Consider the following 25,546-nt stretch of genomic DNA (forward strand, 5'->3'; position numbering starts at 1 on the left):
CCACCCCGCCGCCCCGGGCCGTCACACCACTCCGGGCCGTCACACCGGCCCGGGGTGGCACCGGGGCTCCCGGCGGCCCGGGGACCGGCAGCCGTCCGTTCAGCGGCCCTGCCAGTCCCCGGCCGGGGTGAGCGGCACCGGGTCGGGTCGCCGCACCGTCGTGGTCAGGGTGATCCGCCGGCCCTCGTCCGCCGCCCGCAGCAGGGCGGTCATCGTGTCGAGTACGTGCAACGCCAGGTCACCGCCCGCCCGCGGGGTCCGCCCACTCTCGGCCCGTACCGCGTCGATCAACCCGAGGCCCCGGGCGCCCTCCCGGTAACCCGCCGTCGCCGGGAGCGCCCGCCATCCGTCGCCGCCGAGCGGCCAGAGCCGGACCTCGCCGTCGAAGTAGTTCGGGTCGGGCACGGCGAGGGTGCCGGTCTCCCCGTGCACCTCGATCGGCGCGGCCGTGGTGGTGACCCCGTCGAAGCTCGTGGTGATGGTGGACAGCACGCCACTGGCGTGTTCGAGCACGCCGCTGACGTGGGTGTCCACCCGCACCGGGATGCGTTGCCCGAGGCGCGGGCCGCTGCCGATGACCCGCTCGGGGCGCAGCCGGCTGGCCGCCGCGGTCACCGCCCGCACCGGCCCGAGCAGGTGGACCAGCGCCGAGACGTAGTACGGCCCCATGTCGAGCAGCGGCCCGCCGCCCGGGGCGTAGTAGAAGTCGGGGTGGGGGTGCCAGGCCTCGTGCCCGGGGGTGACCATGACCGCCGACGCGGCCAGTGGACGCCCGATCAGTCCACCGTCGACCGCCGCGCGGGCCGTCTGCGTCCCGGTGCCCAGGACGGTGTCCGGCGCGCAGCCGACCCGGACCCCGGCCGAGCCGGCCCGCTCCATGATCATCTGAGCGTCCGGGAACGCCACGGCGAGCGGCTTCTCGCCGTACACGTGCTTGCCCGCGTCGATCGCGCCGAGGGCGATCTCGGTGTGTGCGGCGGGGATGGTCAGGTTGAGCACCGTCTGCACGCCCGGGTGGGCGAGCAGGTCCGCGACGCTCACCGCCTCGGCGTCGGCGAGGGTGGCGGCGGTCGCGGCCGACCGGGCGGCGTCCAGGTCGGCCACCGCGACGACGCGCAGCCCGGGGTGGTGCGCGAGGGTGTCCAGGTAGGCGCGGGAGATGACGCCGAGTCCTACGACGCCGACGCGGTGCGGCTCGCCCACAGCATCCCCCTCTCGATGACGGTACGCACCGACGGGTGCTCCAGGACGTCGAGGCTGTGCCCGGGGGTCGTCACGACGACCCGACCGGCGCCCCACCGCCGGGTCCAGATCGCCGGCGAGGTGACCGGCCGGTGCCAGGGGTGCCAGTCCCGGGTGGGGTGCACGGTGGTGGCCAGCACGTCGATCAGGTCGTCGTGCAGCACCCAGTACTGCTCGGTGACCAGCTCGATGTCGGCGATCCCGGCGGTGACCGGGTGCTCCCGGCCGAGATCGGTGAGGGTCACCGTGTGCGGCAGGAAGTTGTCCTCCTCGCCGCCGTGCCGCTCGCAGGGCTCCCGGCCCGGGTGGGTGGCGAACTGGCCACCCACCAGGTGCAGGTAGTCCGAGGAGGCGCGGAACGCGTCCACGATGCCGCCGTGCCAGCCGGTCAGACCCGTCCCGGCGACGACCGCCGCGCTCAGGCCCGCCACCTGCTCGGCGGTGATCTCCGCCATCGTCATGCACTGGACGACGAGGTCGGTCCCGGCCATCGTGGCGGCGTCGGCGTAGACCTCCGTGGACTCCTCGACCCGTACCGCGTAGTCGTGGTGCCGCAGGAACGGGATGAACAGCTCCGTCGCCCTGACCGGCTGGTGTCCCTCCCATCCGCCCCGCACCACCAGTGCCCTGCGCTGTGCCACGCTCGCTCCCCTCCACGGTCGGTCACCCGGCCGGTCCGCTCCCGCGACGGCGACGGGCCGCTGACACCTGCGCCGGCCGGGCACCGAAACCGTACTCGTTTCCGGCGGCCCGGTCGGCCCCCGCCGATCACGTGCGCCATCGACCGGCGTCGTGGTCGGGCCGGGTCGGCGCGGTTCAGGCCCGGGTCGCCCACGGACGCAGGGCGACCTCCGTGGCGCGGTGCAGTGCCGCGCGGACCGCTGCGGGATCGGCCCGGTGCCCCGGGTCCTCCAGCACGGTGGTGAGGGCTGCGGTCGCCGCGCCGACGAAGGCGCCGACCAGGGCGGCGGCGCTCACCTCGTCCAGGTCGTCGGGATAGGCGGCGGCCAGGTGCCGGGCGATCTCCCGCTGCCCCTCCCACTGCAGGTGCAGGGCGCGGGCACGGACGGCGGGCACCTGCATGGTCAGCCGGATCCGCAGCGCGGCGAGCGGGCCGGTCATGTCGTCGCTCTCCTCGTTGGCCCGGCGGAGCGCCCGCAGCAGGACCTCGGCGGGTTCGTCGTCCGGCGCGCGGTGGGTGATCGCGTCGACCGCGACGCGCACCCGGCGGTCGGTCTCGGGGAAGAGCAGGTCCTCTTTGCTCGGGAAGTAGCTGAAGAACGTGCGGGTGCCGATGTCGGCGGCGGCGGCGATCTCGGCAATCGTGGTCGCCTCGTAGCCCTGCCGTCCGATCAGCTCGACGGCGGCGTCGACCAGTGCCTGCCGGGTGCGGGCGCGTTTGCGGTCGCGGAGTGACATCACCGCACCTTACCGCAGCCAACGCAAATCGGCAGTCGTTGCAAGTCTGCACTGAGTGCAGATATGCTCGGCCGATGCGGACAGCACTCATCTCGGGGGCCGGCGTGGCCGGTCCGACCCTCGCCTACTGGCTGGCCCGGGCCGGCTGGCGGCCCACGGTCGTCGAACGGGCGGGCGGGCTGCGGTCCAGCGGCAACCCGGTCGACGTACGCGGAGCGGCCCTTCCGGTGGTCGAGCGGATGGGGGTGGTGGACGCCCTCCGGGCGGCGGCCACCCATACCACCGGCCTGCGAATCGTCGACTCCGCGGGCCGGCCGGGACGGCCGTTGTCGATGCCCACCCGCCGCAGCCCCGCCGGCACGGCCGAGATCGAGGTGCCCCGGGCCGACCTCGCCCGGATTCTGTGCGGCGCGGCCCGCGACGACGCCGAGTTCGTCTACGACGACACCGTCACCCGGCTCGACCAGGACCCGGGCGGGGTGGACGTCACCTTCGCGGTCGGCCCGGCCCGCCGGTTCGACCTGGTCGTCGGGGCCGACGGACTGCACTCGACGGTACGCCGGCTCACCTTCGGCCCGGAGCGCGACGTCGCCCGCCACCTCGGCTTCTACGTGGCCACCACACCGCTCGGCGAACCACCGGAGCACCCGCGCCACGTGCTGCTGCACAACACGCCGGGTCGACTCGTCGCGGTCCATCCCGTACGCGGCGAGGCCGGGGTCGCGTTCATCTTCCGGCACCCCGCCGTCACCGGCTTCGACCACACCGACACCGACCAGCACCGGCGGATCCTCACCGGGGCGTACGCCGGGGAGCGCGGCTGGCGGGTGCCCGAGTTGCTGGACCGGGCCCGGCAGTCGACGGACCTCTACTTCGACGCGGTCACCCGGGTGCAGCTGCCGTCCTGGTCGGTCGGGCGGGTGGTGCTGCTCGGCGACGCGGCGGCGTCGGTGTCGTTGTTCGGCGACGGGTCGAGCCTGGCCATCGCCGGTGCCCGCACCCTGGCCGCCGCCCTCGCCGAGGGTGAGCCCGGCCCCGCCCTACGACGCTACGAGGCCGCGCACCGACGCCACACCGATGCCCGGGGGCGCAGCGCCGGTCTCGTCGCGACGGTGCTGGTCCCGAAGAGCCGCCCGGGCATCGCCGTCCGCAACACCCTCGCCCGGTTGTTACCGACCGGCTGACGTCCCGCGCCGCACCCGAACAGCTTCCTGACAGTCGACGGTGATGCTGGCCCCCGGCGGGATCGCCGCAGAGCTGACCGGAGGCGTGACGATGAGGAAGCAACTGATGGCTGCGCTGTGCAGCGCCGTACTGCTGATCGGCGGGTGCTCGACCGCCGACGAGGACCCGCCCGCCGCCGGCAGCGGCCGGACCAGCGAGGCGGAGGTGGCCACCCTCCAGACCGGCACGCCCAGCCCCACCGTGTCGGCGACGCCGGCAGAGGCCGGGCGGCCCCGGGAACGCCTCGACGACACCCCGGAGGACCAGAAGGAACGCCTCAAACCGTACGTGAAGTGCATGGCCGAGCACGGGGTCGACATCGCCAAGCTGCGCAGCGACGGCACCGGCTCGGACAAGACCAGCGAGGCGTCCAGGGCCTGCGACCGCCTGATGCCGCTGCCGCCGTGGGAGTTCGACCCGGCCAACCCGGAGGCGGGGGACTTCGCCCGCGACGTGGTGAAGTGCCTGAAGGACAAGGGCGTCCGCTATGTCGAGGTGGGGTCCGACGGCACCGGCTGGGCCTTCGGCGGCAAGAACAACGACGCGGACTCGATCTCCAAGGGGTTGAAGTACTCCCCGGCGTGCCAGCGCGAGGTCGCCGCGAAGCGGAAGTAGCCGCACCGCACCGGCGGCGTCCCCTCACCGGGGGACGCCGCCGACGACCGTCCCGCAGGGCGATCGTGCCACCCGTTTGTCAGGAACCGGTCAGGGCGCGGCATGACCTTTTTCTCCTGATCGCCGGGTCTCCCCGCCACCCGCCCGGCCACCTGCGCAAGGACCACGAGGTGCCCCGTGTCACCGCCTTCCGCCGGATCCGCGACCCCCCTGAGCTGCTCTATATTCCCCACCATGTGCGCACACGTGATGCTCGCGGAGGACGATCCGCGGCAGGCCGAGGCGCTGCGCCGCTATCTCGTCGCGGCGGGTCACCGGGCGACGATCGTGGCCGACGGCGAGACGGCGCTGCGGCAGGCCCGGGAGCAGCCGTTCGACCTCCTCCTGCTCGACGTGATGCTGCCGAAGCTCGACGGCATGCAGGTCTGCCGGATGATCCGCCAGGAGTCGGACGTGCCGGTGCTGATGTTGACCGCCCGGTCGGCCGAGGACGACCTGCTGCGCGGGCTGGACCTGGGCGCCGACGACTACATGACCAAGCCGTACAGCCCGCGCGAGTTGGTGGCCCGGGTGCGGACGCTGCTGCGCCGGGTGCGGACCGTCCCGCAGGAGTCACCGGTGCACCGGCTCGGCCAGCTCACCGTCGACGAGCCGCGCCGCCTGGTCACCGTGGGCGGCCTCCCGGTGGAGTGCACGACCGGCGAGTTCGCCATCCTCGCCGCGATGATCCGTCAGCCCGGCCGGGTGTTCAGCCGCGGCCAGCTCCTCGAACACACCCGGGGCATCGACCGGGAGTCGACCGGGCGCACCATCGACGTGCACGTGATGAACCTGCGCCGCAAGATCGAGGCGAACGCCCGCCGGCCGCAGCAGTTGCTGACCGTCTACGGGGTCGGCTACAAGCTGGTCGCCGGGGCGCCGTGAGACGGCAACGGGTTCCCCTGCACCGCAGCCTGGTGGTGCGGTTGCTGGCCACCTCGCTGCTGGTGGCGGTCTGCGCGATCCTGGCGACGACCTGGCTGGCCGTGCAGTCCACCACCCGGGCGATCCAGCAGGAGCAGGGCCGCTCACTCGCCGACGACAAGAGCATCTACGACACGCTGCTGGACCACGCGGCGACGCACCGGGACTGGACCGGGGTCGACGCGGTGCTCGCCGAACGGGCCGACCGGCTCGAACGGCGGATCACCCTGATGACCCCGGACCGGCAGGTGATCGCCGACTCCGCCCCGGACGGCCCGTCGCTGCAGACCGCCCGGCCGTCGGCGACCGTCGACCCGTTGCAGGTCGACCTGGGCCTGACCGGTGGCACCGAGCGGGTCGATCCGCGCGCGGTCGGGCCGTACCGGCTGACCAAGCGGGAGAGCAACAACACCAGGGAGCTGGCCGAGCGGCAGCTCGGCTGCGTACGGGCCGAGTCCAGGGCGGACGCGCGGGTGGTGGTGGATCCCGCCGGCCGGGCCTCGGTGCGGATGAGCGACCCGAAGGACCGGGGCATCGTCGGATTCTGCCTGCCCGACGACCTGACCCGCCCGTTGCCGAGCGAGGCCGCCGGGATCGCCCAGCTGGAGGCCCTGACCAAGAACTGCCTCCGGGAGCTGGGGGAACCGACCCGGGTCGAGATCCGCGCCGACCGGACCGCGGCACCCAGCCGGGACGCCCGCTTCGACCAGCAGGTCGCCGGCTGCCTGGAGAAGGCCCGGACGACCCAGCTCCGGGCGTACGTGGCACCCCCGGCGTTGCTGTTCGTCACCGACGGGACGCAGGGCGGCGAGGATCCGGTGTTCAACCTGTCCCGGGCGAACGTGGTCCGGATCGCCCAGGTGACCGGGGCGGTGCTGGTGGCCACCGTGCTGATCACCGTGCTGGTCGGCCGGCGGCTGGTCCGCCCGCTGCGGGCGTTGACCGACGCCACCCGGCAGCCGATGGACGAACCGGCCCGGGTGCCGGTGACCACCCGCGACGAGATCGGCCTGCTGGCCACCGCGCTCAACGACCTCGCGGCCCGGCGGGAGCAGACCGAGGCGCTACGCCGCAGCATGGTCAGCGACGTGGCGCACGAGCTGCGGACGCCGCTGACCAACATGCGGAGCTGGCTGGAGGCCGCCCAGGACGGTCTCGCGCAGCTCGACACGCAGCTGCTCACCCTGCTGCTCGACGAGGCGTTGCTGCTGCAGCACATCATCGACGACCTGCGGGACCTGGCCGCGGCCGACGCCGGTGACCTGCGAATCCACCGTGAACCGTACTTCGTGGCCGATCTGTTGGAGCAGGTCGTCGAGGCGCACCGGGGGGCCGCCGAGGCCGCCGGGGTGCGGCTGGGCACCTCGGTGGGCACCGATCTGGAGATGTCGGTCGACGGCGCCCGGCTGCGCCAGATCGTCGGCAACATCGTCGCCAACGCGGTCCGGCACACCCCGGCGGGCGGCTCGGTCGTCGTGCGCCTGGAGGTACGCGACGACCAGCTCACCATCGCCGTGTCCGACACCGGCACCGGCATCGCCCCCGCCGACCAGGCCAGGATCTTCGACCGGTTCTGGCGGGCCGACGACTCCCGGACCCGCAGCACCGGCGGCAGCGGGCTCGGCCTGTCGATCGCCCGCAAGCTCGCCGAGGCGCACGGCGGCACCATCGGCGTCGAGAGCGTTCCCGGCCAGGGCAGCACCTTCACCGTCCGGCTGCCGGTCGTCGTCCCGGCCCGCAGCTGAGCTCCGCCACCCTGCGTCCCACCCGGCTACGGTCGTCTCCGACTTTTCACATTGCAGTTGCACTGCGAACCGCGTACCTTCTTTGCAATGCAGTCGTATTGCAAAGAAGAGGCGCAGGTGTCGGTGCTCCCCCTGTCGGAGGCCCATGCCGGCCTGGTCCCGCTGGTCGGCGGCAAGGCGGCCGGTCTCGGCGAGCTGATCCGCGCCGGTGAGCGGGTGCCGGACGGATTCTGCGTGACCACCGCGGCGTACCGGGCCGGGGTGGTGCCGCAGGACGAGGTCCGGGCGGCGTACGCGCGGCTGGGCGGCGGCCCGGTGGCGGTGCGGTCGAGCGCGACCGACGAGGACCTGCCGGACGCCAGCTTCGCGGGTCAGCACGACACCGTGCTGGACGTCGAGGGCGAGGCGGACCTGGTGGCGGCGATCGACACCTGCTGGAAGTCGCTGCACGGCGACCGGGCGGTGGCCTACCGGAAGGCACACGGGACCGACCCCGCCGACGCGCGGATGGCGGTGGTGGTGCAACGGATGGTCACCCCGGTGCGGGCGGGCGTGCTCTACACGGCGAACCCGGTCACCGGCAACCGCACCGAGATGCTCGTCGACGTCGGGACGGGCCTGGGCACCCGGGTGGTCGACGGCCACACGGACGCCAACCACCTCGTGCTGACCGGTGCCGCCCACCCGGAGGACGGCCCGGCCGGAGCAGCCGGTGCGCGGCGGGGAGCGGCACCCGGCCCCGGTTGGCACGACGACCTGTGGACCGCCGGCCGGCGGATCCAGGCGCACTTCGGCGTGCCGCAGGACGTCGAGTGGGCGATCGACCACGACGGGACGCTGTGGCTGCTCCAGTCGCGGCCGGTCACGACACTGTTCCCGCTGCCGCCGCAGACCGACGACCTGCGGGTGTACGTCGAGTTCGGCAACGTGCAGGGGATGCTGCGACCGGTCACCCCGATGGGCATGTCCACGCTCAGCAGGATGATCGCCGCCATGGTCGCCTCGCTCGGGATGCGGGTGGAGATCGTGGACATCGGCGGGCGGCTCTACGGCGACCTGACCGACCTGGTCCGCCGGCCCGCCGCCCGTAAGCGGCTGGTCAGGCTGATGGCCGTCGACTTCGGGCCCCGCGCCCAGGCGGTGATGGAGCACGTCCTGCGGGATCCGCGCTTCGCGCCGTCCGGCGACCGGTCCCGCCGCCCGGCGGACGCCTCGCTGGGCGCGGCGCTGCGGGCACTGCGGGGCATCCTGCGGGCGCTGGCCCGCCCCGACGCGGCACGGCACCGGCTGGTCGCGGCCGTCGACCGGCTACGCGCGGAGTCGACGGCGCCGCCGCAGGCGCACACGGCCTACGAGCGGCTGCGGTTCGTCCGCGACCACGGCGAGGACACCGACGGCGTCGCCGACGACGTCACCTGGCCGATCGTGGCCGGGATGCTCGCCTCGGCGCTGCCCGCCCAGCTGCTCAAGGGGGTCGCCACCGAGGCCGACGTCCACGCCGTGCTGCGCGGCGTCCCGCACAACGTGACCATCGAGATGGACCTCGCGCTCTGGGCGCTGGCATCGGCCGCCCGGCCGCACCGCGACCTGCTCCTCGACACGCCACCGGCGGAGCTTTCAGCCCGGTACCGGCGGGGCGCGCTGCCCGAGATCGGCCTGGCCGGCTTCCTGTCCCGCTACGGCCACCGGGCCGCCGCCGAGGCCGACGTCGGGGTGCCGCGCTGGGCCGAGGACCCCACCCCGGTCTTCGCGGCGATCGCCAACTACCTGCGGCTCACCGACCCGGCACAGGCCCCCGACCGGCGCTTCGCCGAGGCCGCCGGGGCCGCCGAGGCCGCCCTCGGCGAACTGGCCGCGCGGGCGGTCCGGCAGCGCCCGGTCCGGGGCCGGATCGCGGTGTTCCTGCTACGCCGGGCCCGGCGGCTGGCGGGGCTACGGGAGTCCGGGAAGTTCGCCGGGCTGTACCGGCTCCAGGCCGTCCGCGAGCAGCTGCTGCTGATCGGGTCGACGCTGTTCCCGGTGGCGGACGACGTCATGTTCCTCACCCTCGACGAGGTCGAGACGGCCCTCGGCGGCACCGACCTGAGCGGGCTGGTCGCCCGACGCCGGGCGACGCACCGGCGCGAACTGCGCCGCCGGGTGGTGCCGGTGGCGATCCTCTCCGACGGGACCGACGTGGAGAGCACCCTGCCGGCCACCGAGGACGGCGAGGGCCTGCTCCGGGGCGTCGGGGCGGCGACGGGTAAGGTGACCGGCCCGGCCCGGGTGGTCACCGACCCGGCCACCGCGTACCTCGAACCCGGGGAGATCCTCGTGACCGCCACCACCGACCCGGGCTGGACGCCGCTGTTCCTGACCGCCGCGGCCCTGGTCACCGAGACCGGCGCGGTCATGGCGCACGGCCCCACGGTGGCCCGCGAGTACGGGATTCCGGCCGTGATCAGCGTGCCGGGAGCCACCTCGCGGATCGTCACCGGCCAGGTGATCACTGTGGACGGTGCGGCCGGCACCGTGACGACGCGACGGTAGGACCCCGATGCCCAAGAGAGTCGACCCCCGTCAGCGGCGCACCCTGATCGCGGACGCGCTCATGCGGGTCGCCGCCGACCGGGGCCTGGAGGCGGTGAGCCTACGGCACGTGGCAGCCGAGGCGGGGGTCTCCGCCGGCATGGTGCAGCACTACTTCACCACCAAGGACGAGATGATGGCGTTCGCCCTGTCCGTCGTCCGCGACCGGGGCCGGCGCCGGGTCGAGACGGCGGTCGCGGCGCTCGGCCCGGACCCGGCGCCCCGGCTGCTGCTGCGCACCCTGCTGGAGGCGTTGCTGCCGCTGGACGAGGCGGCCCGCGCGGACGGGCGGGTGGCGCTGGCGTTCCTCTCCTGGACCGCCCTGCACCCGGCGGCGGCCACCGGGCTGCGGCCGGACACCGTACAACTGGTGGATTTCATCGCCGGGCTACTGCCACGTCCACCGGCGGCGGACGCCGCGGCGGGGCTACTGCCGGCGGACGCCGCGGCGGGGCTACTGCCGGCGGACGCCGCGGCGGGGTTGCTGGCGCTGGTGGAGGGGCTGGGGATGTACCTGCTCGGCGGGCAGTACACCCCGGCGCAGGCGACGGCGGTCCTCGACCACCAGCTGGAGCTGCTCTTCGGCTGACCCCCGGCCGGCGCGGGCCGGGGGCGTCGCCGGTCGGTGCGGCCGTCAGGTCAGCAGCGCCGGCCGCAGCTCGCCGCCCACGTTGATCGTGCCGACGACCCGGTCGCCGGTGAGGTCGAAGACGTCGACCGACCGGTTGGTACGCATCAGCTCCCGGACCGACGGGGGCAGCGGCGGCGGGTCCTTCATCGCCGCCCGGACGTCCCGGGTGGTGGAGATCAGGCGACCGACCAGTGAAGCCCCGTCGTGGTCCACCCGTACCCGGCCGTACTCCCAGCCGCAGGTGGTGAGGTCGAGCACCTCGAACAGGTGGGCGAGCAGCGGATCCGGGTCGGTCGCCCGGACCAGCTGCGACGCCCGCGCGCCGATGACGGTGGCGGCGGCGGCGACGTGCACGTACGGGTGCAGGCCGCCCGGCAGCGCGAACAGCGGCCAGTGCAGCCGCCCGCCGACCTCCCGCCACAGTGGCCGGTAGTTGCGCCGGTCCACCGGGAACCGGTGACCGGTACGCCGGTACAGCTCCGCGGTCTGGGCCAGCAGGTCCGCGTGGGCCGCGGTGGCGAACTCACCGACGATCGTGGCCGCCACCGCCAGGCCGTCGCCGTCGTCGAGCAGGCCGACGATCGCCGCCACCTGGTCGGCGGGTCGGACGGCCAGGTGGGTGCCGAACCGCTGCCGCACCTCGGCCGACAGCGCCGCCTGCCGGACCGGATCCTCCTGGACCTGCCGGTTCCCGCCGCCCAGTACCCGCCCGAGCCATCTCATCTCGCCTCGTCTCCGCCGCCGTCACCGACCGCAGCCATGCTAGTGCGCCCCGGTGTCAGGGGTAGCGGACGCCGGTCAACTCCTCGACCACCGTCCAGAGCCGAGGGCCGACGGCGGGGTCGGCGGCCTCCCGGCTGCACCGGACCTCGGTGACCGGACCCCAGGTCTGGAAGAACCGGGCCGGGCCGAAGAACTGGCCACCCCGTACCGCCGGGTCGGTGGCGGCCCGCAGCTGGGGCAGCGCGCCCTGCTCGACGGGCTGGGTGGCCAGCAGGCTGAGCCGGGCCAGCACCCGGCCGCGCCGGCCCTGGTGGGACCAGGCCCGCGGGGTCAGGTTGGTGCGGGTGACACCGGGGTGGGCCAGCACGCTGAGCACCGGCGACCCGGTGGCCCGCAGCCGGCGGTCCAGCTCGACCCCGAAGACGGTGGTGGCGAGCTTGGACCGGCCGTACGCGGTGGAGCCCGAGTAGCCGCGCTCGATCATCAGGTCGGTGAAGTCCAGGTGTGCCCTGCGGTGGACGATCGAGCTGAGGCTGACCACCCGGGCCGCCCGCGCCGCGGCCAGGTTGCCCAGCAGCAGGCCGGTCAGCGCGAAGTGGCCCAGCAGGTTGGTGGCGAGGTGCAGCTCATGGCCGTCGGCGCTGGTGCGGCGCGGGCCGAGCAGTACCGCGCCGGCGTTGTTGACCAGCAGGTCGATCCTCGGGTGGTCGGCGGCCAGGGCCGCCGCGAACGCCCGCACCGAGGCCAGTGAGGCGAGGTCCAACTCGCGTACCTCGACGTCGCCGCCGATCTGCTGGGCGGCCCGCCGGCCGGCGGCGGTGTCACGGACGGCGAGCACCACCCGCGCGCCCCGGCGGGCCAGCGCGGTGGCGGTGACCAGGCCGAGGCCGGAGTTCGCGCCGGTCACGACGGCGGTGCGGCCGTGCTGGTCGGGGATGTGGTCGGCGGTCCAGGTCATCTGCTGCTCCCTGACGGTCGGATGGGGTCACCGACGCTACGGCCCGGCCGGGCGGGACCGGTCGTACCCGGTTGCCTAGGTCCCGCAGACCTACCCGCGCCGGTCCGGGCCGCGTCACACTGGCGACATGACCCATCCGTACGCCCGCGAGCTCGGTGACTTCCTGCGCGCCCGGCGCGGCCGGCTGCACCCCCGCGACGTCGGCCTGGAGCCGGGCGGACGACGCCGGGTCACCGGGCTGCGCCGCGAGGAGCTGGCGCTGCTGGCCGGGTTGAGCACCGACTACTACCAGCGGATGGAGCAGGGCCGCGAGGTTCGCCCCTCCGACGACGTGCTGGACGCGCTCGCCGCCGCGCTCGGCCTCGACGCCGGGGAACGCCGCCACCTGTTCACCCTGGCCCGGGCCGCCCGCCGGCCGGTGCCGGCCCGGGTGGACCACGGCCCGGAGCGGGTGCCGGAGAGTACCCGGCGGCTGCTGCGGGTGATGGACACCCCGGCGGTGGTGCTCGGCCGCCATCTGGACCTGCTCGCCTGGAACCCGTGGGCGGTGGCGCTGCTCGGCGACCCGGACGGCTACCCGCCGGACCGGCTCAACATGCTGCTGCTGATGTTCGACGAGGCGGCGACCCGGACGCGGCGGTGCGCGGCCTGGGAGCGGCAGGCGCTGGACTACATCGGCATGTTGCGGGCCGCGGTCGCCACCGACCCCACCCACCCCCGGGCCACCGCGATCGTCGGTGAGCTGAGCATCCGCAGCGCCGAGTTCCGCCGGCTGTGGTCCCGGCACGACGTCCGCGAGTCGGTCAGCGGCACCAAGACCTTCCAGGTCCCCGGGGTCGGCGACATACTCCTGGACTGGGACACCTATCCGCTGCCCGGCAGCCCCGGCCCGGTCATGCTGGTCTTCACCGCCGAGCCCGGCAGCGCCGACGCGGACGCGCTGCGGTTGCTGGCGTCACTGCGGGCCACCGCGCGGTCGGGTGAGAGTTATCCGACACGCCCCCGCGACATCTAGTGTTGCCTCTCCCCCAGCTACGCCATATATGGTGTGCCACGCAGCTGGTTCGGCCGGGCCCGGTGGTCCGGTCGAGGCAACAGGGAACCCGGTGTAAATCCGGGACTGCCCCGCAGCGGTGAGTGGGAACGACCGCCGTCATCGAGCACTGGACCGCGAGGTCTGGGAAGCGACGGCCAGTAGGCGACCGGTGGACCCCGGTCCGGCCCGCGAGTCCGAAGACCTGCCAGCGCGCCGTGCGCTGCCGCGCGCGGCGGCCTGAGGTCGCGCGGGACGACCGACGCCAGGTTCCGGGTCGGCCGTCGCGCCGCGCCCGTTGGCGTTCTCCCGCGTCCGATGGTCATCGGTGACGGCGAGGAGAGGTCATGACGGTCGTACAGGAGAGTCCCCCGCCCGGTGCCGGCGAGGTGGAGCCGCGCCGGCCGGTGATGCGGGTACGCCGGCCCGACGGCGGCACCGAGCCGGTGGACGTCGACCGGATCGTCACGGCCGTCGCCCGGTGGGCCGCCGACCTGGACGAGGTGGATCCGCTGCGGGTGGCCACCGCGACGGTCAACGGTCTCTACGACGGGGCGACCACGGCCGAGGTGGACAGGCTGTCGATCCAGACGGCGGCGGAGCTGATCGGCACGGAGCCGCAGTACTCCCGGCTCGCGGCGCGGCTGCTGGTCGGGTTCGTGGAGAAGGAGGTGCGCGGGCAGTCGGTGACGAGTTTCAGCGAGTCCGTCCGGTACGCCCACGGCCTCGGCCTGATCGCCGACGACACGGCCGCGTTCGTGGCCCGGCACGCACGGCAACTCGACGACGCCGTCGACCCGGACGGTGACCTGCGGTTCGAGTACTTCGGGCTGCGCACGGTGGCCGACCGGTACCTGCTGCGGCACCCCGAGTCGCGGCTGGTGGTGGAGACGCCGCAGCACTGGCTGCTGCGGGTGGCCTGCGGGCTGTCCGGGACGCCGGACGAGGCGGTCGGGTTCTACCGGCTGATGTCGTCGCTGGCCTACCTGCCGAGTTCCCCGACGTTGTTCAACTCGGGCACCCGGCACACCCAGATGTCGTCGTGTTTCCTGGTCGACTCGCCCCGCGACGAGCTGGACTCGATCTACGAGCGGTACCACCAGGTGGCGAAGCTGTCGAAGTTCTCCGGCGGCATCGGCATCTCCTTCACGCGGGTACGTGGCCGGGGCGCGTTGATCCGGGGCACCAACGGCCGGTCGAACGGGATCGTGCCGTTCCTGAAGACCCTCGACGCCGGGGTCGCGGCGGTCAACCAGGGCGGCCGGCGCAAGGGCGCCGCCTGCGTCTACCTGGAACCGTGGCACCCGGACGTCGAGGAGTTCCTGGAGCTGCGGGACAACACCGGCGAGGAGGCCCGGCGCACCCACAACCTCAACCTGGCCAACTGGATCCCCGACGAGTTCATGCGCCGGGTCGAGGCCGACGCCGAGTGGTCGCTGATCGACCCGTCGGACGCCCCGGAGCTGCCCGACCTGTACGGCGAGGCGTTCGACGCGGCGTACCGGGTCGCCGAGAAGAAGGCGGTCCGCACGGTGAAGGCCCGGGACCTGTACGGGCGGATGATGCGGACCCTGGCGCAGACCGGCAACGGGTGGATGACGTTCAAGGACCCGGCGAACCGGCTGTCCAACCAGACCGGCGTCCCGGGCAACACGATCCACCTGTCCAACCTGTGCACCGAGATCCTGGAGGTCAACAGCGACACCGAGACGGCGGTCTGCAACCTGGGCTCGGTCAACCTCGGCGCGCACCTGACCGGCGGCGGCGTCGACTGGGAGAAGCTACGCGCCACGGTGCGGACGGCGGTGGTGTTCCTGGACCGGGTGATCGACGTCAACTACTACCCGGCCGAGCAGGCGGCGGCGTCGAATCCGCGCTGGCGGCCGGTCGGGCTGGGGTTGATGGGCCTGCAGGACGCGTTGTTCGCGCTGCGGCTGCCGTTCGACTCGGCCGGGGCCCGGGAGCTGTCCACCCGGGTGCAGGAGGAGATCTTCCTGACCGCGCTGGAGACGTCGACCGACCTCGCCGAACGGTTCGGCGCGCACCCGGCGTACCCGCAGACCCGGGCGGCCCGGGGTGACCTGCACCCGGACCTGTGGGGTGTGGAGCCCGCCCAGGCCGGGCGGTGGGCCGCGCTGCGTACCCGGATCGCGGCGCACGGCCTGCGCAACTCGCTGCTGGTCGCGATCGCCCCGACCGCCACCATCGCGTCGATCGCCGGCTGCTACGAGTGCATCGAGCCGCAGGTGTCCAACCTGTTCAAGCGCGAGACGATGTCCGGGGAGTTCCTGCAGATCAACACGTACCTGGTCCGCGAGCTGAAGGCCCGCGGGCTGTGGACGCCGGAGATCCGCGACCGGATCAAGCGGGCCGACGGGTCGGTGCAGGGCATCGTCGAGCTGCCCGCCGAGGTGCGGGAGCTGTTCCGCACCGCGTGGGAGCTGCCGCAGCGGGCGCTGATCGACCTGGCCGCCGCGCGGGCGCCGTACATCGACCAGTCGCAGTCGCTGAACCTGTTCCTCAGCGCGCCGACCATCGGCAAGCTGTCCTCGATGTACCTGCACGCCTGGAAGTCAGGGCTGAAGACCACCTACTACCTGCGGTCGCGTCCGGCGACCCGGATCCAGCAGGCCACCGTCACCGTCGGCCCGGCCGTGACGGCCGACGCCGAGGCGCTGGCCTGTTCCCTGGAGAACCCCGAGAGCTGCGAGGCGTGCCAGTGACCACCGTCGACGAACCCCGCACCGCCGGGCGGCAGCTGCTGCTCGACCCCGGCATGGACCTCACCCTGCGACCGATGCGCTACCCGCACTTCTTCGACCGGTTCAAGGACGCCATCCGCAACACCTGGACCGTCGAGGAGGTCGACCTGCACGCCGACCTCGCCGACCTGGAGCGGCTCTCGCCGGCCGAGCGGCACCTGGTGTCCCGGCTGGTGGCGTTCTTCGCCACCGGCGACACGATCGTCGCCAACAACCTGGTGCTCAACCTCTACCAGCACGTCAACTCCCCGGAGGGCCGGCTGTACCTGTCCCGGCAGCTGTTCGAGGAGGCCGTGCACGTGCAGTTCTACCTGAACCTGCTCGACACCTACGTCCCCGACGAGCAGGAACGCTTCGCCGCGTTCGCGGCCATCGAGAACATCCCGTCGATCCGGCGCAAGGCCGAATTCTGCTTCCGCTGGATCGACTCGGTCTTCGCGCTGCGGGAGCTGCGTACCCGGGCCGATCGGCGGGCGTTCCTGCTGAACCTGATCTGCTTCGCCGCCTGCATCGAGGGGCTGTTCTTCTACGGCGCCTTCGCCTACGTCTACTTCCTGCGGTCCCGGGGCCTGCTCAACGGGTTGGCGTCGGGCACCAACTGGGTGTTCCGCGACGAGTCGATGCACATGGCGTTCGCGTTCGACGTGGTGGAGACCGTCCGGCGGGAGGAGCCGGAGCTGTTCGACGCCGAGCTGGAGCGGCAGGTGACCGAGATGCTCGCCGAGGCGGTCGAGTGCGAGGCGCAGTTCGCCGAGGACCTGCTCGACCAGGGCGTCTCCGGGCTGCCGCTGACCGACATGCGGGCGTACCTGGAGCACGTGGCGGACCGTCGGCTCGTCCAGCTCGGCATCGCGCCGCGCTACGGCACGCAGAACCCGTTCGCGTTCATGGACCTGCAGGACGTGCAGGAGCTGTCGAACTTCTTCGAGCGGCGGGTGTCGGCGTACCAGGTCGGGGTCAGCGGCACGGTCACCTTCGACGACGACTTCTGATCCGGTGGGGCGGCGGCCCGGCCCGGTGGCGTTCCCACCGGGCCGGGCCGCCGCGCGGTCCCGCGGTCGTGGGGCGCCCGTCGCCCGGGACCACGCCCGTGCGTCATTCGACCGACATCGTCAGACCGGGGCCGAATTGTCCACGAAAAAGCTCCACAAAAGTTACGCGACCATAAAAATGACTTAAACGCATTAGACGTCGATCGATGTTGATGAAGCCTCGACGCGGTGCTAGCATCTTGACTCAGATCTTGAAAGATCGTCGAGGTATCCATCATCCGACACTCACACCGTCATCGCCCATTATTCCGAGGCAGAGGCTCATTGTGCGTACGATGCTGCTATTCGACGGTCTCGGCGGAGCGAACGACGGGCTGTTACCGGCGCTACGCGCGCTCTATACAATTCCAGCGAACGCCACCTACTTCCACGCGACATTCCGTGTGCTCGACGAGGTGGCCGCCCATCTCGCACCGGCCGACCGGGTCCGATTATGCCCGGACGGCACGACGTTACGGCAGTGGCTGACGTCGACCACCGCACCGCCGGGCGGAATACCCCGGGACTCGGTCACCGCCGGCCTGTGCATCCACGTCCACCAGGCCTGCCAGCTCCAGCCGGTCCGGCGACACCCGGACGACGCCGTCGCGGCGCTCGGCCACAGCATCGGCCTGCTGGCCGCCGTCCTGGCCGGCCTCGGCGTCCGCCGGACGGACGAGTACCTCGAGGTGGCGGCCGTCTGCCTGCGGTTGGCGGCGATCACCCTGGTGCGCGGCCAGCAGTACGCCGGGGGGCCGACGCCCGACCCCGGGGCGGTCGACCAATACCGGACCCGGGTCCGCCGCAGCGCCCCACCGGGGCCGATGGCCGCCCTGACCGGCCTGCGCCGAGAGGAGCTCGACGAACTGCTGACGGGGGCCGGCGGCACGATCACGGTGAGCCTGGCGAACGCGGCGCGGGCACACGTGCTCAGCGGCCCGACCGTCGAACTCCTCGACTTCTACCTCCGCCACGAGGCGACGTTCGCGCGGACCGGCGCGACCTGGGCGTTCCTGAACAACACCATCCCGTTCCACAGCCCGCTGCTGCTGCCGGCGGTGCGCCGGATCGCCGGGGACCGCGACTTCGTCGGTCAGCTGCCGGGCGGCGACCGGCTGCGCCTGCCGGTGTACGCCACCGACGCCCCCCGCGATCTGCGCGGCGCACCGGACCTGATGGACGAGTTCTGCCAGCAGGTGCTGTCGCGCCCGGTCGAATGGGAACAGGTGACCCGGCACGCCGTCACCGACTCCGCCATCGACCGAATAGTCGACCACGGCCCCGGAGCAGGCGCGCGACGTTTCACGAAGGAATGTCTTCGCGACCACCCGCGCCGGGTCGCATTCGAGTCGGCACAACAATTCTCCACACCACCGGTCTCAGGAGGCCAGCGTGCGATGTCTGCTCTTTCCGGGCCAGGGCGTACAACGCCGGGGAATGGGATCGGGGCTGTTCGCCCAGTTCCCGGAGACCACCGCGCTGGCGGATGAGATCCTCGGCTACTCGATCGAGGAACTGTGCACCCGGGATCCGGACCGCAGACTCCGAGACACCCGCTACGCCCAGCCCGCCGTATTCGTGGCCAATGCCCTGCTGGGCCGGCAACGGATCGCCGAGCAACCTGACGGCTACCGGTTCTACGCCGGGCACAGTCTCGGCGAGTACAACGCGCTCTGCGCCGCCGGCATGCTCGACTTCGAGACGGCGCTGCGCCTGGTGCGACGGCGCGGTGAGCTGATGGCCGACATCACCGGCGGCGGCATGTCCGCCGTCCAGGGGGTACCGGCGGCCTTCGTCCAGCGGGCGCTGCGCGAGACCGGACTGTCCGGGGTGCACATCGCGAACTTCAACGCCGACACCCAGACGACGATCGCCGGGGACCGGGTGGAGGTGGCCGTCGCCGCCAAGGCCATCGGCGCGCTGCCCGGTGCGCGGGTCGTCCCGATCAACGTGAGCGGCCCGTTCCACACGCCGTTGATGGCGTCGGTCGAGCCGGAGCTGCGGGCGGCGTTGGAGAGCTGCGTGTTCAGCGCCGGCACCGGCACCGTCGTGTCCAGCGTGACCGGTGCGGTCTTCCGCACCGACCAGGGCGCCGAGCTGCTCACCCGCCAGGTGTCCACCCCGGTGGACTGGGTGCGTGCCGTCGCCACCCTGCGCGCCCTGGGCGTCACCCAGTTCGACGAGGTCAACGGAAGCACGCTGAGCGCGCTCGTGAACAGGATCCGGTGAAGGGATGGACGCACGATGAGCATCGCGATCGTTGGCACCTCGGTGGAGCTGCCGGGGGTGGACAGCCTGGACGGGTTCTGGCGCGTCATCAGCACCGGCACCAGCCTCACCAGGCCGTTCCCCCAGCACCGCCGGGAGACCCTGAGCGAGTACATCCACTACGTGCGGGCCACCACCGTCGAGCCGGTGGACGACACCAGCCTGGACTTCCACCACGGCTGCTACCTCGACGCCGTGGACACCTTCGACTACGCCGTCTTCGGGATGACACCCCGGCAGGCCATGCTGACCGACCCGCACCACCGGATGGCGCTGCGCGCGATGTACCTCGCGTTCGAGGACGCCGGCTACTCCGCGGACCGGCTCCGCGGCAGCCGCACCGGGGTCTTCGTCGGCTTCGCCACCAACCCCGGGTCGACCTACATGGACTACCTCGCCCGGATCGAACCGTCGTCCGGCCAGCAGGCGATCACCGGCAACATCCCCGCCATGCTGGCCAACCGGCTGTCCCACCTGCTCGACCTGCGCGGCCCGAGCCTGGTGGTGGACACCGCCTGCTCGGCCACCCTGGTCGCCCTGCACCAGGCGAAGAACGCCCTGCTGGCGGGGGACTGCGACATGGCGGTGGTCGGCGGCGCGCGGATCGTCTTCGCCCCGGTCAAGCACCCGCACACCAACATCGGCATCGAGTCGTCCGACGGGGTCACCCGCACCTTCGACGAGGCCGCCGACGGCACCGGTTTCGGCGAGGGCGCCGGCGCGGTGGTCCTCAAGCGGACCGAACAGGCCGTCGCCGACGGCGACCAGATCTACGCCGTCATCCGGGGCAGCGCGGTCAACCACGACGGCCACACCGACGGCATCACCAGCCCGAGCTCCCAGGCGCAGGCCGAGCTGCTGCTCACCGCCTGGCGCAACGCCGGGATCGACCCGCGCACGCTCGGCTACTTCGAGGCGCACGGCACGGCCACCAGGGTCGGCGACCCGATCGAACACGAGGGCATCAAGCAGGCCTTCGCCCGGCACACCTCGGACCGGAGCTTCTGCGCCGTGGGTACGGTCAAGGCGAACGTCGGCCACCTCTTCGAGGGCTCCGGCGTGATCGGCCTGTTGAAGGCGGTGGCCGTGCTACGCCACCGGATGCTGCCGCCGCAGGCCAACTTCGTGAACCCCAACCCCAAGCTCGACTTCACCTCCGGCCCGTTGTTCGTGCCGACCGCCCTGCAACCGTGGGAGTCCCCCGACGGGCCGCGCCGCTGCGGGGTGAGCGCGTTCGGCCTCGGCGGCACCAACGCCCACGTGGTGGTGGAGGAGTACGTCGCGCCGCCGGCCGAGCCCGCGCCGCCCGGCGAACACCTGTTCACGCTGAGCGCGGCCACCCCGAGGTCGCTGACCGGCCTGCTGCGCAGCTACCTCCGGTTCATCGACGACGGCGGGCTCGACGGCGTGGACTTCGCCGACGTCTGCCACACCACGCGGGTGTCGCGGTCGGCGCACCGCCACCGCGTCGCACTGGTGGTCTCCGGTCCGGACGACCTCCGCCGAGGGCTGGAGGAGCTGCTCGCCGGTGGTGGGCAGCCCGCCCTCGACGGCCCGCTCGGCGAGGTGGCGCAGGACTACCTGCGGGGAGCGGCCGTCGACTGGCAGCGGCTGGCGGCGGGCCGGGCCTACCGCACCGTCCACCTCCCCCGCTACGTCTTCGACGACAGCACCGCCTGGCTGGATTTTCCGCAGAACTGGCGGGAGACCATGTCGTTGGAGCGGGCCACCGAGCAGCATCCGGTGATCCACGACGTGGAGCTGAGGCCGATGCCGGCGCCCGCGCGGGTCACCGAGGACGCACGGATCCTCGCCCTGGTGGATCCGGCCACCGACGCCGGGACGGTGCTGGCCCCGGTGCTCTCCGACAGCAGCCTGGTCGTCCGGCTCGGTGACCGGTTCTCCCCCGACGACGAGGTCGTCGCCGCCGACAGTCCGGCGTCGTACGACCGTCTCGCCCGGCTCGTCGACGAACACGACATCACCCACCTGGTCTACGCGCTGGCCTTCGAGCAGACCGCGGCGGACGACATCGAGGAGATCGAGCGGCGGACGACGAAGAACCTGTACGGCCTCTTCCACCTGGCCAAGGCGCTGATGGCGGCGGGCACCAAGCTCGACCTGGTGGTGCTGACCCGCAACGCGGTGGCCGCACGCGACGGTGACGCGACGGCGGTCACCGAGAACGCCGCGCTCGTCGGCCTCGGCAAGGTGCTCGTCCGGGAGTACCCGTACATCCGGGTCAAGCACGTCGACGTCGACCCGGCCGTGCCGGCGGCTGCGCTGCGCGCGGAGCTGCTCGCCGACGAGTACGGCCTGTCGGTCCTGCGCGGCGACGAACGGTTGCGTGAGGTCTTCGTCGAGGTCACCGAGATCGAACCGACGGTCGGTGCGCAGGGCACCCGGCCCTACCTCAGGTCCGGGGGCACCTACCTGATCACCGGAGGCACCGGCGCGCTCGGGCTCGCGGTCGCCCGGGACTTCGTCGACGCCCAGCCCGACATCACCGTGGTGCTGCTCAGCCGGTCCGGACTGCCCCCGCGCGACCAGTGGGACGAGCTGTCCACGGCGGGGCCGGACGGCCCGGTGCAGGGCCGGCTGCGGGTCGTGCGGGAGCTGGAGTCGCTGGGCGCGTCGGTGCACGCGGTGGCGGTCGACGCGGGCGACAGCAAGGCCCTCGCCGAGGCGGTCGGCGGGCTCCGGCACCGGTACGGCCGGATCGACGGGATCGTGCACGCCGCCGGGCTGCCGGGCGGCAGCACCGTCATGTTCCGTCAGCTCGACGACTTCGACGCGGTGGTGCGGGCCAAACTGCACGCGGCGTTCGTGCTCGACGCGGTCACCCGCGACAACCCGCCGGACTTCATCGTCCACTTCTCCTCGGTCGCCGCGGTGTTCCCCGCCCCCGGACAGGCCGACTACGCCGCCGCCAACTACTACCTCGACAACCTGGCCAGGGCGCAGGCGGGCCGGGACTGCCACGTGATCGCGCTGGACTGGGTCGCGTGGAAGGAGATCGGCATGGCGGTGGACTTCGGCACCAACGGCGACACCATGTTCAAGGCCATCCCGACCGCCGTGGGCCTGGCCGTCCTCGACGCCGGCCTGCGGTCGCGCCGGTCACGGCTGTTCGGCGGGGAACTCAACTACGGCGGGGAACTCGTCCACCTGCTGCGCTCCTACGACGTGGGGCTGTCCACCGACATCGAGGCCACCGTGGAGCGGCACATGCACGCGCTGGAGGCCCGGTTGGCCAAGGCCACCGAGAAGATCCGGGCCACCGTGTCGGCGGTGACGGTCGAGCTGGAGGGCCGGCCGGACGGCGACTACTCCGACACCGAGCGGTCGGTCGGGCAGTGTCTGGCGCTCGCGTTCGGCTACGACCGGCTCGACGTGGAGGCGGACTTCTTCGACCTGGGCGGTGACTCCCTGATGGCGGCCACCGTGGCCAGCAACATCTCGGTCTGCCACGGCGTGCCGTACGACGTGGCCGATCTGCTCGCCGACCGCACCGCCGCCGAGATCGCCTACCACGTCGAGGAGCTCGGCGAGTTCGGCGCCACCAGCAGCTGACCACGATCGGGGACGTCATGACCGACATGACCACTGGACCACCGGTTCGCCAGATCGTCGGCTTCGCCGTGCCGCTGACCGTCGCCAGCCTGTTCCAGCAGGTGTACCTGCTGGTCGACAGCATCGTCGTCGGGCGCTACGTCGGCATCGACGGGCTCGCCGCGGTCGGCGCGAGCGGACCACTGTTCTACCTGCTGAACGCGATGTTCATCGGGTTGGGGACCGCGTTCACCATCCGGCTGGCGCACCTGCGCGGCGCGCGGCAGGACCGGGAGCGACGCGACGTCGTGGTGGCCCTGGCCACGGTCACGGTCTGCTGGGCGCTGGGCTGCATGCTGCTGGTCACCGTGCTGGCCGGGCCGGTCCTGGCCCTGATGGGCATCACGGGTGACCTGGCGGAGCAGTGCGCCCACTTCATCGGGGTGCTGTCCGTCGGTTTCCCCGGCATCTTCGGATCCGCCGCGGTCAGCGCCTACCTGCGCGGGCTGGGCAACTCGCGGGCGGCGATGTGGGTGCAGGCGTCCGGGAACCTGATCAACATCGCGCTGGCGTTGTTCTTCGTCGGCGGTCTCGGGCTCGGCATCGGCGGCGCCGCGATGGCGACCGCGACGGCGACCACGGTGGCGATGGTGGTGGGTGTCGTCGCGGCGGGACGGCTCTATCCGCTGCCACGGGGCCGGCCGAGCCGTCGGGCGGTGACCGGTGAGCTGTCCGACGCCACCCGGCTCGGCTTTCCGCTGGCCACCCAGCACATCATCCTCGCCGCCGGGATCATGGTGCTGGTCTGGATCATCGAGGCGTACGGCGAGGTGGTGATGGCGGCGTTCACCATCGTCTCGCGGATCGAGGCGTTCACCGCCCTGCCCTTCCTGTCGCTGTCTGGCGCGATGGTGACGTTCGCGGCGCAGAACCTCGGCGCCGGCCACACCGAGCGGGCGCGGTACGGCCTGCTGCGGGCGCTCGGGCTGACCGTCGGCCTGACGGTGCTGGTCTCCATCGTGGTCGTCGTGGCGCACCGCCCCATCGCCGCGCTGTTCACCGACGACGAGGCGACCCGCCGGGTCACCGGGCAGTACCTCCTGATCATCTTTCCGTTCCTGGCGCTCTACACCGTCATGGTCGTGCTGCACGGCTACCTCAACGGCGCCCGGCGGACGACCGCGCCGCTGATCTGCACCATCGTCGCCTTCGTCATGGTGCAGCTCCCCTTCGCCTACCTGCTCAACGGGCCGCTGGGCATCCAGGCCGTGATGTGGGCCGTGGTCGCGAGCTGGACCACCGGGCTGACGTACACGGTCTTCTGCCTGCGTCGCGTCCTGGCGCCGCGGCGTACCCCGCTCGCCGACACCCCGTCCCGCTCCGTGGAGGTGCCCAGCTCACCATGATCACCATGCGTACGACCGAGGTGGAGTTCCACGGTGGTCGCGTCCGCACCGCCCCGCTGACCTGGGGACAGGAGGTCATCTGGGACCTCATGCGCGACTGGGAGAACGCCCGGACCTTCGCCGTGCTCACCCGCTGGATGCCGGTCCCCCTGGTGCTGGGCCTCGACGCCGTGCGGGAGGGCATCGGCGACCTGATGCGGCGGCACGAGGCGCTCCGGACGCGGTACCACCGCACGCCCACCGGCGACGGCACCCAGGAGGTGCTCGCCGCCGGGTCACTGCCGGTCGAACTCGTCGACCGGTCGATCGAGGACCCCACGGACTGGACGGACATCGTCACCGAGTGCCTGGCCCGCAACGCCGCGGGCGGCTTCGACCACGAGACCGACCTGCCGGTCCGCTTCTCGGTGATCCTCCAGGACGGCATCCCGATCCTGCTCACCTTCGCCGTCTCCCACCTGTCCGCGGACTTCATCAGCGCCGACCTGCTCGTCGCCGACCTGACCGCGCTGCTGCGCGCCCGGGTGGACGGCAGGCCGGTACCCCCGGCCCGGCCGGCGCTCCAGCCGGCCGACCTGGCGGCCCGCGAGGAGCGGCCGGAGGGGCAGCTGCTGGACATCGAGGCGACGAGGTTCATCCAGCGGCAGCTCAGCCGCACCCACCCGGACATGCTGCCGCCGCGGGCGACGCCCGTCACGCCACGGTTCCACCGGGGGCAACTGGAGTCCGACGCCGTCGCGATGGCGGTGGGACCGGCGGCCCGCCGGTACCGGACGACCCCCTCCACGATCCTGCTGTCCGTCTTCACGGCGCTGATGCGCAGTGTCCTGCCGGGGCCGGTCTGTCCGGTCGACATCATGCTGAGCAACCGCATGGAGCCCGAGCTGGCCACCATGGTGTGCAGTCTCAGCCAGGGCATCATGACGGTGGTCGAGCTGGGCGGCGACTCGTTCGCCGAGCTGGTCGCGCAGTGCACGGCCGTGCTGACCGAGGCGCGCAGCCACGGTCGGCACCGCCAACGCACCACCCTGGGCCTGATCAGCAGGGCGGCCGCCCGACGCGGTTGCCAGTTCAACGACATCTGGTCGCAGCTTCCCGGACGCCCCCGCCCACCCGCCACCCTCGCGGAGCTGTCGGCGGTCACCGCCAGCAGCAGCTTCTCCTGGGTCGAGCGGGTGGCGGAGAAGAACAAGGATCTCTTCATGGGCATCCGGGGCACCGCGGAGCGCATCCACCTGTCCCTCTTCGTCGACACGGCCCTGCTGCCCCCCGGCGACATCCGGGCCTTCCTCGACACCTTCGAACGGACCGTCGTGACACTCGCCTTCGAGGACGTCCCGCTGGACCAGGTCGCGCGCTGGTTCACCGAGAGCTGTGCCCGGTACGCCCGGGACCGGTGACGGACG

The 25,546-nt window shown here is 72.8% G+C and carries 19 protein-coding genes and 1 riboswitch; of the genes, 14 read left to right on the plus strand and 5 right to left on the minus strand.

What is annotated here, in order from left to right:
- Positions 1-99: 99 nt before the first annotated feature.
- From GA0070623_RS06785 to GA0070623_RS06795, 3 genes are all read right to left on the minus strand, one after another.
- Entirely contained in the window at positions 100-1,203 is a 1,104-nt protein-coding gene (locus GA0070623_RS06785; RefSeq protein WP_067303577.1) for a Gfo/Idh/MocA family protein, read from the minus strand.
- A complete protein-coding gene (locus GA0070623_RS06790) occupies positions 1,173-1,883 on the minus strand; it encodes a ThuA domain-containing protein (protein WP_067303580.1) in 711 nt (236 codons plus the stop codon). The genes GA0070623_RS06785 and GA0070623_RS06790 overlap by 31 nt, the downstream gene beginning before the upstream one ends.
- A gap of 175 nt (positions 1,884-2,058) precedes the next feature.
- Positions 2,059-2,661, minus strand: coding sequence for a TetR/AcrR family transcriptional regulator (locus GA0070623_RS06795; protein ID WP_067303582.1), 603 nt, complete (start codon positions 2,659-2,661; stop codon positions 2,059-2,061).
- 74 nt (positions 2,662-2,735) lie between these two features.
- Here GA0070623_RS06795 and GA0070623_RS06800 point away from each other — a divergent pair, with 74 nt between their 5' ends.
- From GA0070623_RS06800 to GA0070623_RS06825, 6 genes are all read left to right on the plus strand, one after another.
- A complete protein-coding gene (locus tag GA0070623_RS06800) occupies positions 2,736-3,845 on the plus strand; it encodes an FAD-dependent monooxygenase (RefSeq protein WP_067303585.1) in 1,110 nt (369 codons plus the stop codon).
- Between the two features lie 91 nt (positions 3,846-3,936).
- On the plus strand, positions 3,937-4,500 hold the full coding sequence (locus GA0070623_RS06805; RefSeq protein WP_157517467.1) for a hypothetical protein: 564 nt from the start codon (positions 3,937-3,939) through the stop codon (positions 4,498-4,500).
- A 234-nt stretch (positions 4,501-4,734) separates the two neighbouring features.
- Entirely contained in the window at positions 4,735-5,424 is a 690-nt protein-coding gene (locus GA0070623_RS06810) for a response regulator transcription factor (RefSeq protein WP_172898372.1), read from the plus strand.
- On the plus strand, positions 5,421-7,208 hold the full coding sequence (locus GA0070623_RS06815) for a sensor histidine kinase (protein ID WP_067303594.1): 1,788 nt from the start codon (positions 5,421-5,423) through the stop codon (positions 7,206-7,208). Before GA0070623_RS06810 ends, GA0070623_RS06815 begins: the two co-directional genes overlap by 4 nt.
- Positions 7,209-7,295: 87 nt before the next feature.
- Positions 7,296-9,737 carry a PEP/pyruvate-binding domain-containing protein gene (locus GA0070623_RS06820; RefSeq protein ID WP_231932700.1) on the plus strand — a complete coding sequence of 814 codons (2,442 nt, stop codon included), beginning with the start codon at positions 7,296-7,298 and terminating at the stop codon, positions 9,735-9,737.
- A 7-nt stretch (positions 9,738-9,744) separates the two neighbouring features.
- Positions 9,745-10,365 (plus strand): TetR/AcrR family transcriptional regulator, encoded by a 621-nt coding sequence (locus GA0070623_RS06825; RefSeq protein ID WP_089003953.1) that lies wholly within the window; start codon positions 9,745-9,747, stop codon positions 10,363-10,365.
- A 45-nt stretch (positions 10,366-10,410) separates the two neighbouring features.
- Here the strand turns inward: GA0070623_RS06825 and GA0070623_RS06830 are convergent, their stop codons facing one another.
- Together GA0070623_RS06830 and GA0070623_RS06835 are read right to left on the minus strand one after the other, a co-directional pair.
- Positions 10,411-11,130, minus strand: a complete 720-nt coding sequence (locus tag GA0070623_RS06830; protein WP_067303606.1) for a hypothetical protein — start codon at positions 11,128-11,130, stop codon at positions 10,411-10,413.
- Between the two features lie 55 nt (positions 11,131-11,185).
- Positions 11,186-12,088, minus strand: coding sequence for an oxidoreductase (locus GA0070623_RS06835; protein ID WP_067303610.1), 903 nt, complete (start codon positions 12,086-12,088; stop codon positions 11,186-11,188).
- A gap of 127 nt (positions 12,089-12,215) precedes the next feature.
- On the opposite strand from GA0070623_RS06835, the gene GA0070623_RS31355 reads away from it, so the two are divergent.
- The 8 genes from GA0070623_RS31355 to GA0070623_RS06875 all read left to right on the plus strand — a co-directional run bounded on the left by GA0070623_RS31355 (position 12,216) and on the right by GA0070623_RS06875 (position 25,540).
- Positions 12,216-13,103, plus strand: a complete 888-nt coding sequence (locus tag GA0070623_RS31355; protein WP_067303614.1) for a helix-turn-helix transcriptional regulator — start codon at positions 12,216-12,218, stop codon at positions 13,101-13,103.
- 28 nt (positions 13,104-13,131) lie between these two features.
- Positions 13,132-13,348: riboswitch (cobalamin riboswitch) on the plus strand.
- Between the two features lie 120 nt (positions 13,349-13,468).
- Positions 13,469-15,844 carry a ribonucleoside-diphosphate reductase subunit alpha gene (locus GA0070623_RS06845; protein ID WP_067303618.1) on the plus strand — a complete coding sequence of 792 codons (2,376 nt, stop codon included), beginning with the start codon at positions 13,469-13,471 and terminating at the stop codon, positions 15,842-15,844.
- Between the two features lie 53 nt (positions 15,845-15,897).
- Positions 15,898-16,875 carry a ribonucleotide-diphosphate reductase subunit beta gene (locus GA0070623_RS06850; protein ID WP_231932811.1) on the plus strand — a complete coding sequence of 326 codons (978 nt, stop codon included), beginning with the start codon at positions 15,898-15,900 and terminating at the stop codon, positions 16,873-16,875.
- 335 nt (positions 16,876-17,210) lie between these two features.
- Positions 17,211-18,404, plus strand: a complete 1,194-nt coding sequence (locus tag GA0070623_RS06855) for a hypothetical protein (protein ID WP_157517468.1) — start codon at positions 17,211-17,213, stop codon at positions 18,402-18,404.
- Positions 18,352-19,143, plus strand: coding sequence for an ACP S-malonyltransferase (locus GA0070623_RS06860; protein WP_067303628.1), 792 nt, complete (start codon positions 18,352-18,354; stop codon positions 19,141-19,143). Before GA0070623_RS06855 ends, GA0070623_RS06860 begins: the two co-directional genes overlap by 53 nt.
- 15 nt (positions 19,144-19,158) lie before the next feature.
- A complete protein-coding gene (locus GA0070623_RS06865; protein ID WP_067303631.1) occupies positions 19,159-22,755 on the plus strand; it encodes a type I polyketide synthase in 3,597 nt (1,198 codons plus the stop codon).
- A 26-nt stretch (positions 22,756-22,781) separates the two neighbouring features.
- A complete protein-coding gene (locus GA0070623_RS06870) occupies positions 22,782-24,140 on the plus strand; it encodes an MATE family efflux transporter (RefSeq protein ID WP_157746955.1) in 1,359 nt (452 codons plus the stop codon).
- A 5-nt stretch (positions 24,141-24,145) separates the two neighbouring features.
- The gene (locus tag GA0070623_RS06875; protein ID WP_157746956.1) at positions 24,146-25,540 is read left to right on the plus strand and encodes a condensation domain-containing protein; all 1,395 of its coding nucleotides are present in this window, start codon (positions 24,146-24,148) and stop codon (positions 25,538-25,540) included.
- The last annotated feature ends 6 nt before the right edge of the window (positions 25,541-25,546 follow it).

The sequence above is a fragment of the Micromonospora rifamycinica genome, assembly GCF_900090265.1.
Classification (GTDB): Bacteria; Actinomycetota; Actinomycetes; order Mycobacteriales; family Micromonosporaceae; genus Micromonospora; species Micromonospora rifamycinica.

What these genes read in the sequence shown, in the direction of transcription:
- GA0070623_RS06870 (WP_157746955.1), top strand. Translation starts at nt 22,782, where the DNA reads ATGACCACTGGACCACCGGTTCGCCAGATCGTCGGCTTCGCCGTGCCG.
- GA0070623_RS06860 (WP_067303628.1), top strand. Translation starts at nt 18,352, where the DNA reads ATGGGATCGGGGCTGTTCGCCCAGTTCCCGGAGACCACCGCGCTGGCG.
- GA0070623_RS06820 (WP_231932700.1), top strand. Translation starts at nt 7,296, where the DNA reads ATGCAGTCGTATTGCAAAGAAGAGGCGCAGGTGTCGGTGCTCCCCCTG.
- GA0070623_RS06805 (WP_157517467.1), top strand. Translation starts at nt 3,937, where the DNA reads ATGAGGAAGCAACTGATGGCTGCGCTGTGCAGCGCCGTACTGCTGATC.
- GA0070623_RS06835 (WP_067303610.1), bottom strand. Translation starts at nt 12,088, where the DNA reads ATGACCTGGACCGCCGACCACATCCCCGACCAGCACGGCCGCACCGCC.
- GA0070623_RS06800 (WP_067303585.1), top strand. Translation starts at nt 2,736, where the DNA reads ATGCGGACAGCACTCATCTCGGGGGCCGGCGTGGCCGGTCCGACCCTC.
- GA0070623_RS06795 (WP_067303582.1), bottom strand. Translation starts at nt 2,661, where the DNA reads ATGTCACTCCGCGACCGCAAACGCGCCCGCACCCGGCAGGCACTGGTC.
- GA0070623_RS31355 (WP_067303614.1), top strand. Translation starts at nt 12,216, where the DNA reads ATGACCCATCCGTACGCCCGCGAGCTCGGTGACTTCCTGCGCGCCCGG.
- GA0070623_RS06850 (WP_231932811.1), top strand. Translation starts at nt 15,898, where the DNA reads ATGGACCTCACCCTGCGACCGATGCGCTACCCGCACTTCTTCGACCGG.
- GA0070623_RS06865 (WP_067303631.1), top strand. Translation starts at nt 19,159, where the DNA reads ATGAGCATCGCGATCGTTGGCACCTCGGTGGAGCTGCCGGGGGTGGAC.
- GA0070623_RS06830 (WP_067303606.1), bottom strand. Translation starts at nt 11,130, where the DNA reads ATGAGATGGCTCGGGCGGGTACTGGGCGGCGGGAACCGGCAGGTCCAG.
- GA0070623_RS06855 (WP_157517468.1), top strand. Translation starts at nt 17,211, where the DNA reads ATGCTGCTATTCGACGGTCTCGGCGGAGCGAACGACGGGCTGTTACCG.
- GA0070623_RS06825 (WP_089003953.1), top strand. Translation starts at nt 9,745, where the DNA reads ATGCCCAAGAGAGTCGACCCCCGTCAGCGGCGCACCCTGATCGCGGAC.
- GA0070623_RS06810 (WP_172898372.1), top strand. Translation starts at nt 4,735, where the DNA reads ATGTGCGCACACGTGATGCTCGCGGAGGACGATCCGCGGCAGGCCGAG.
- GA0070623_RS06875 (WP_157746956.1), top strand. Translation starts at nt 24,146, where the DNA reads ATGCGTACGACCGAGGTGGAGTTCCACGGTGGTCGCGTCCGCACCGCC.
- GA0070623_RS06845 (WP_067303618.1), top strand. Translation starts at nt 13,469, where the DNA reads ATGACGGTCGTACAGGAGAGTCCCCCGCCCGGTGCCGGCGAGGTGGAG.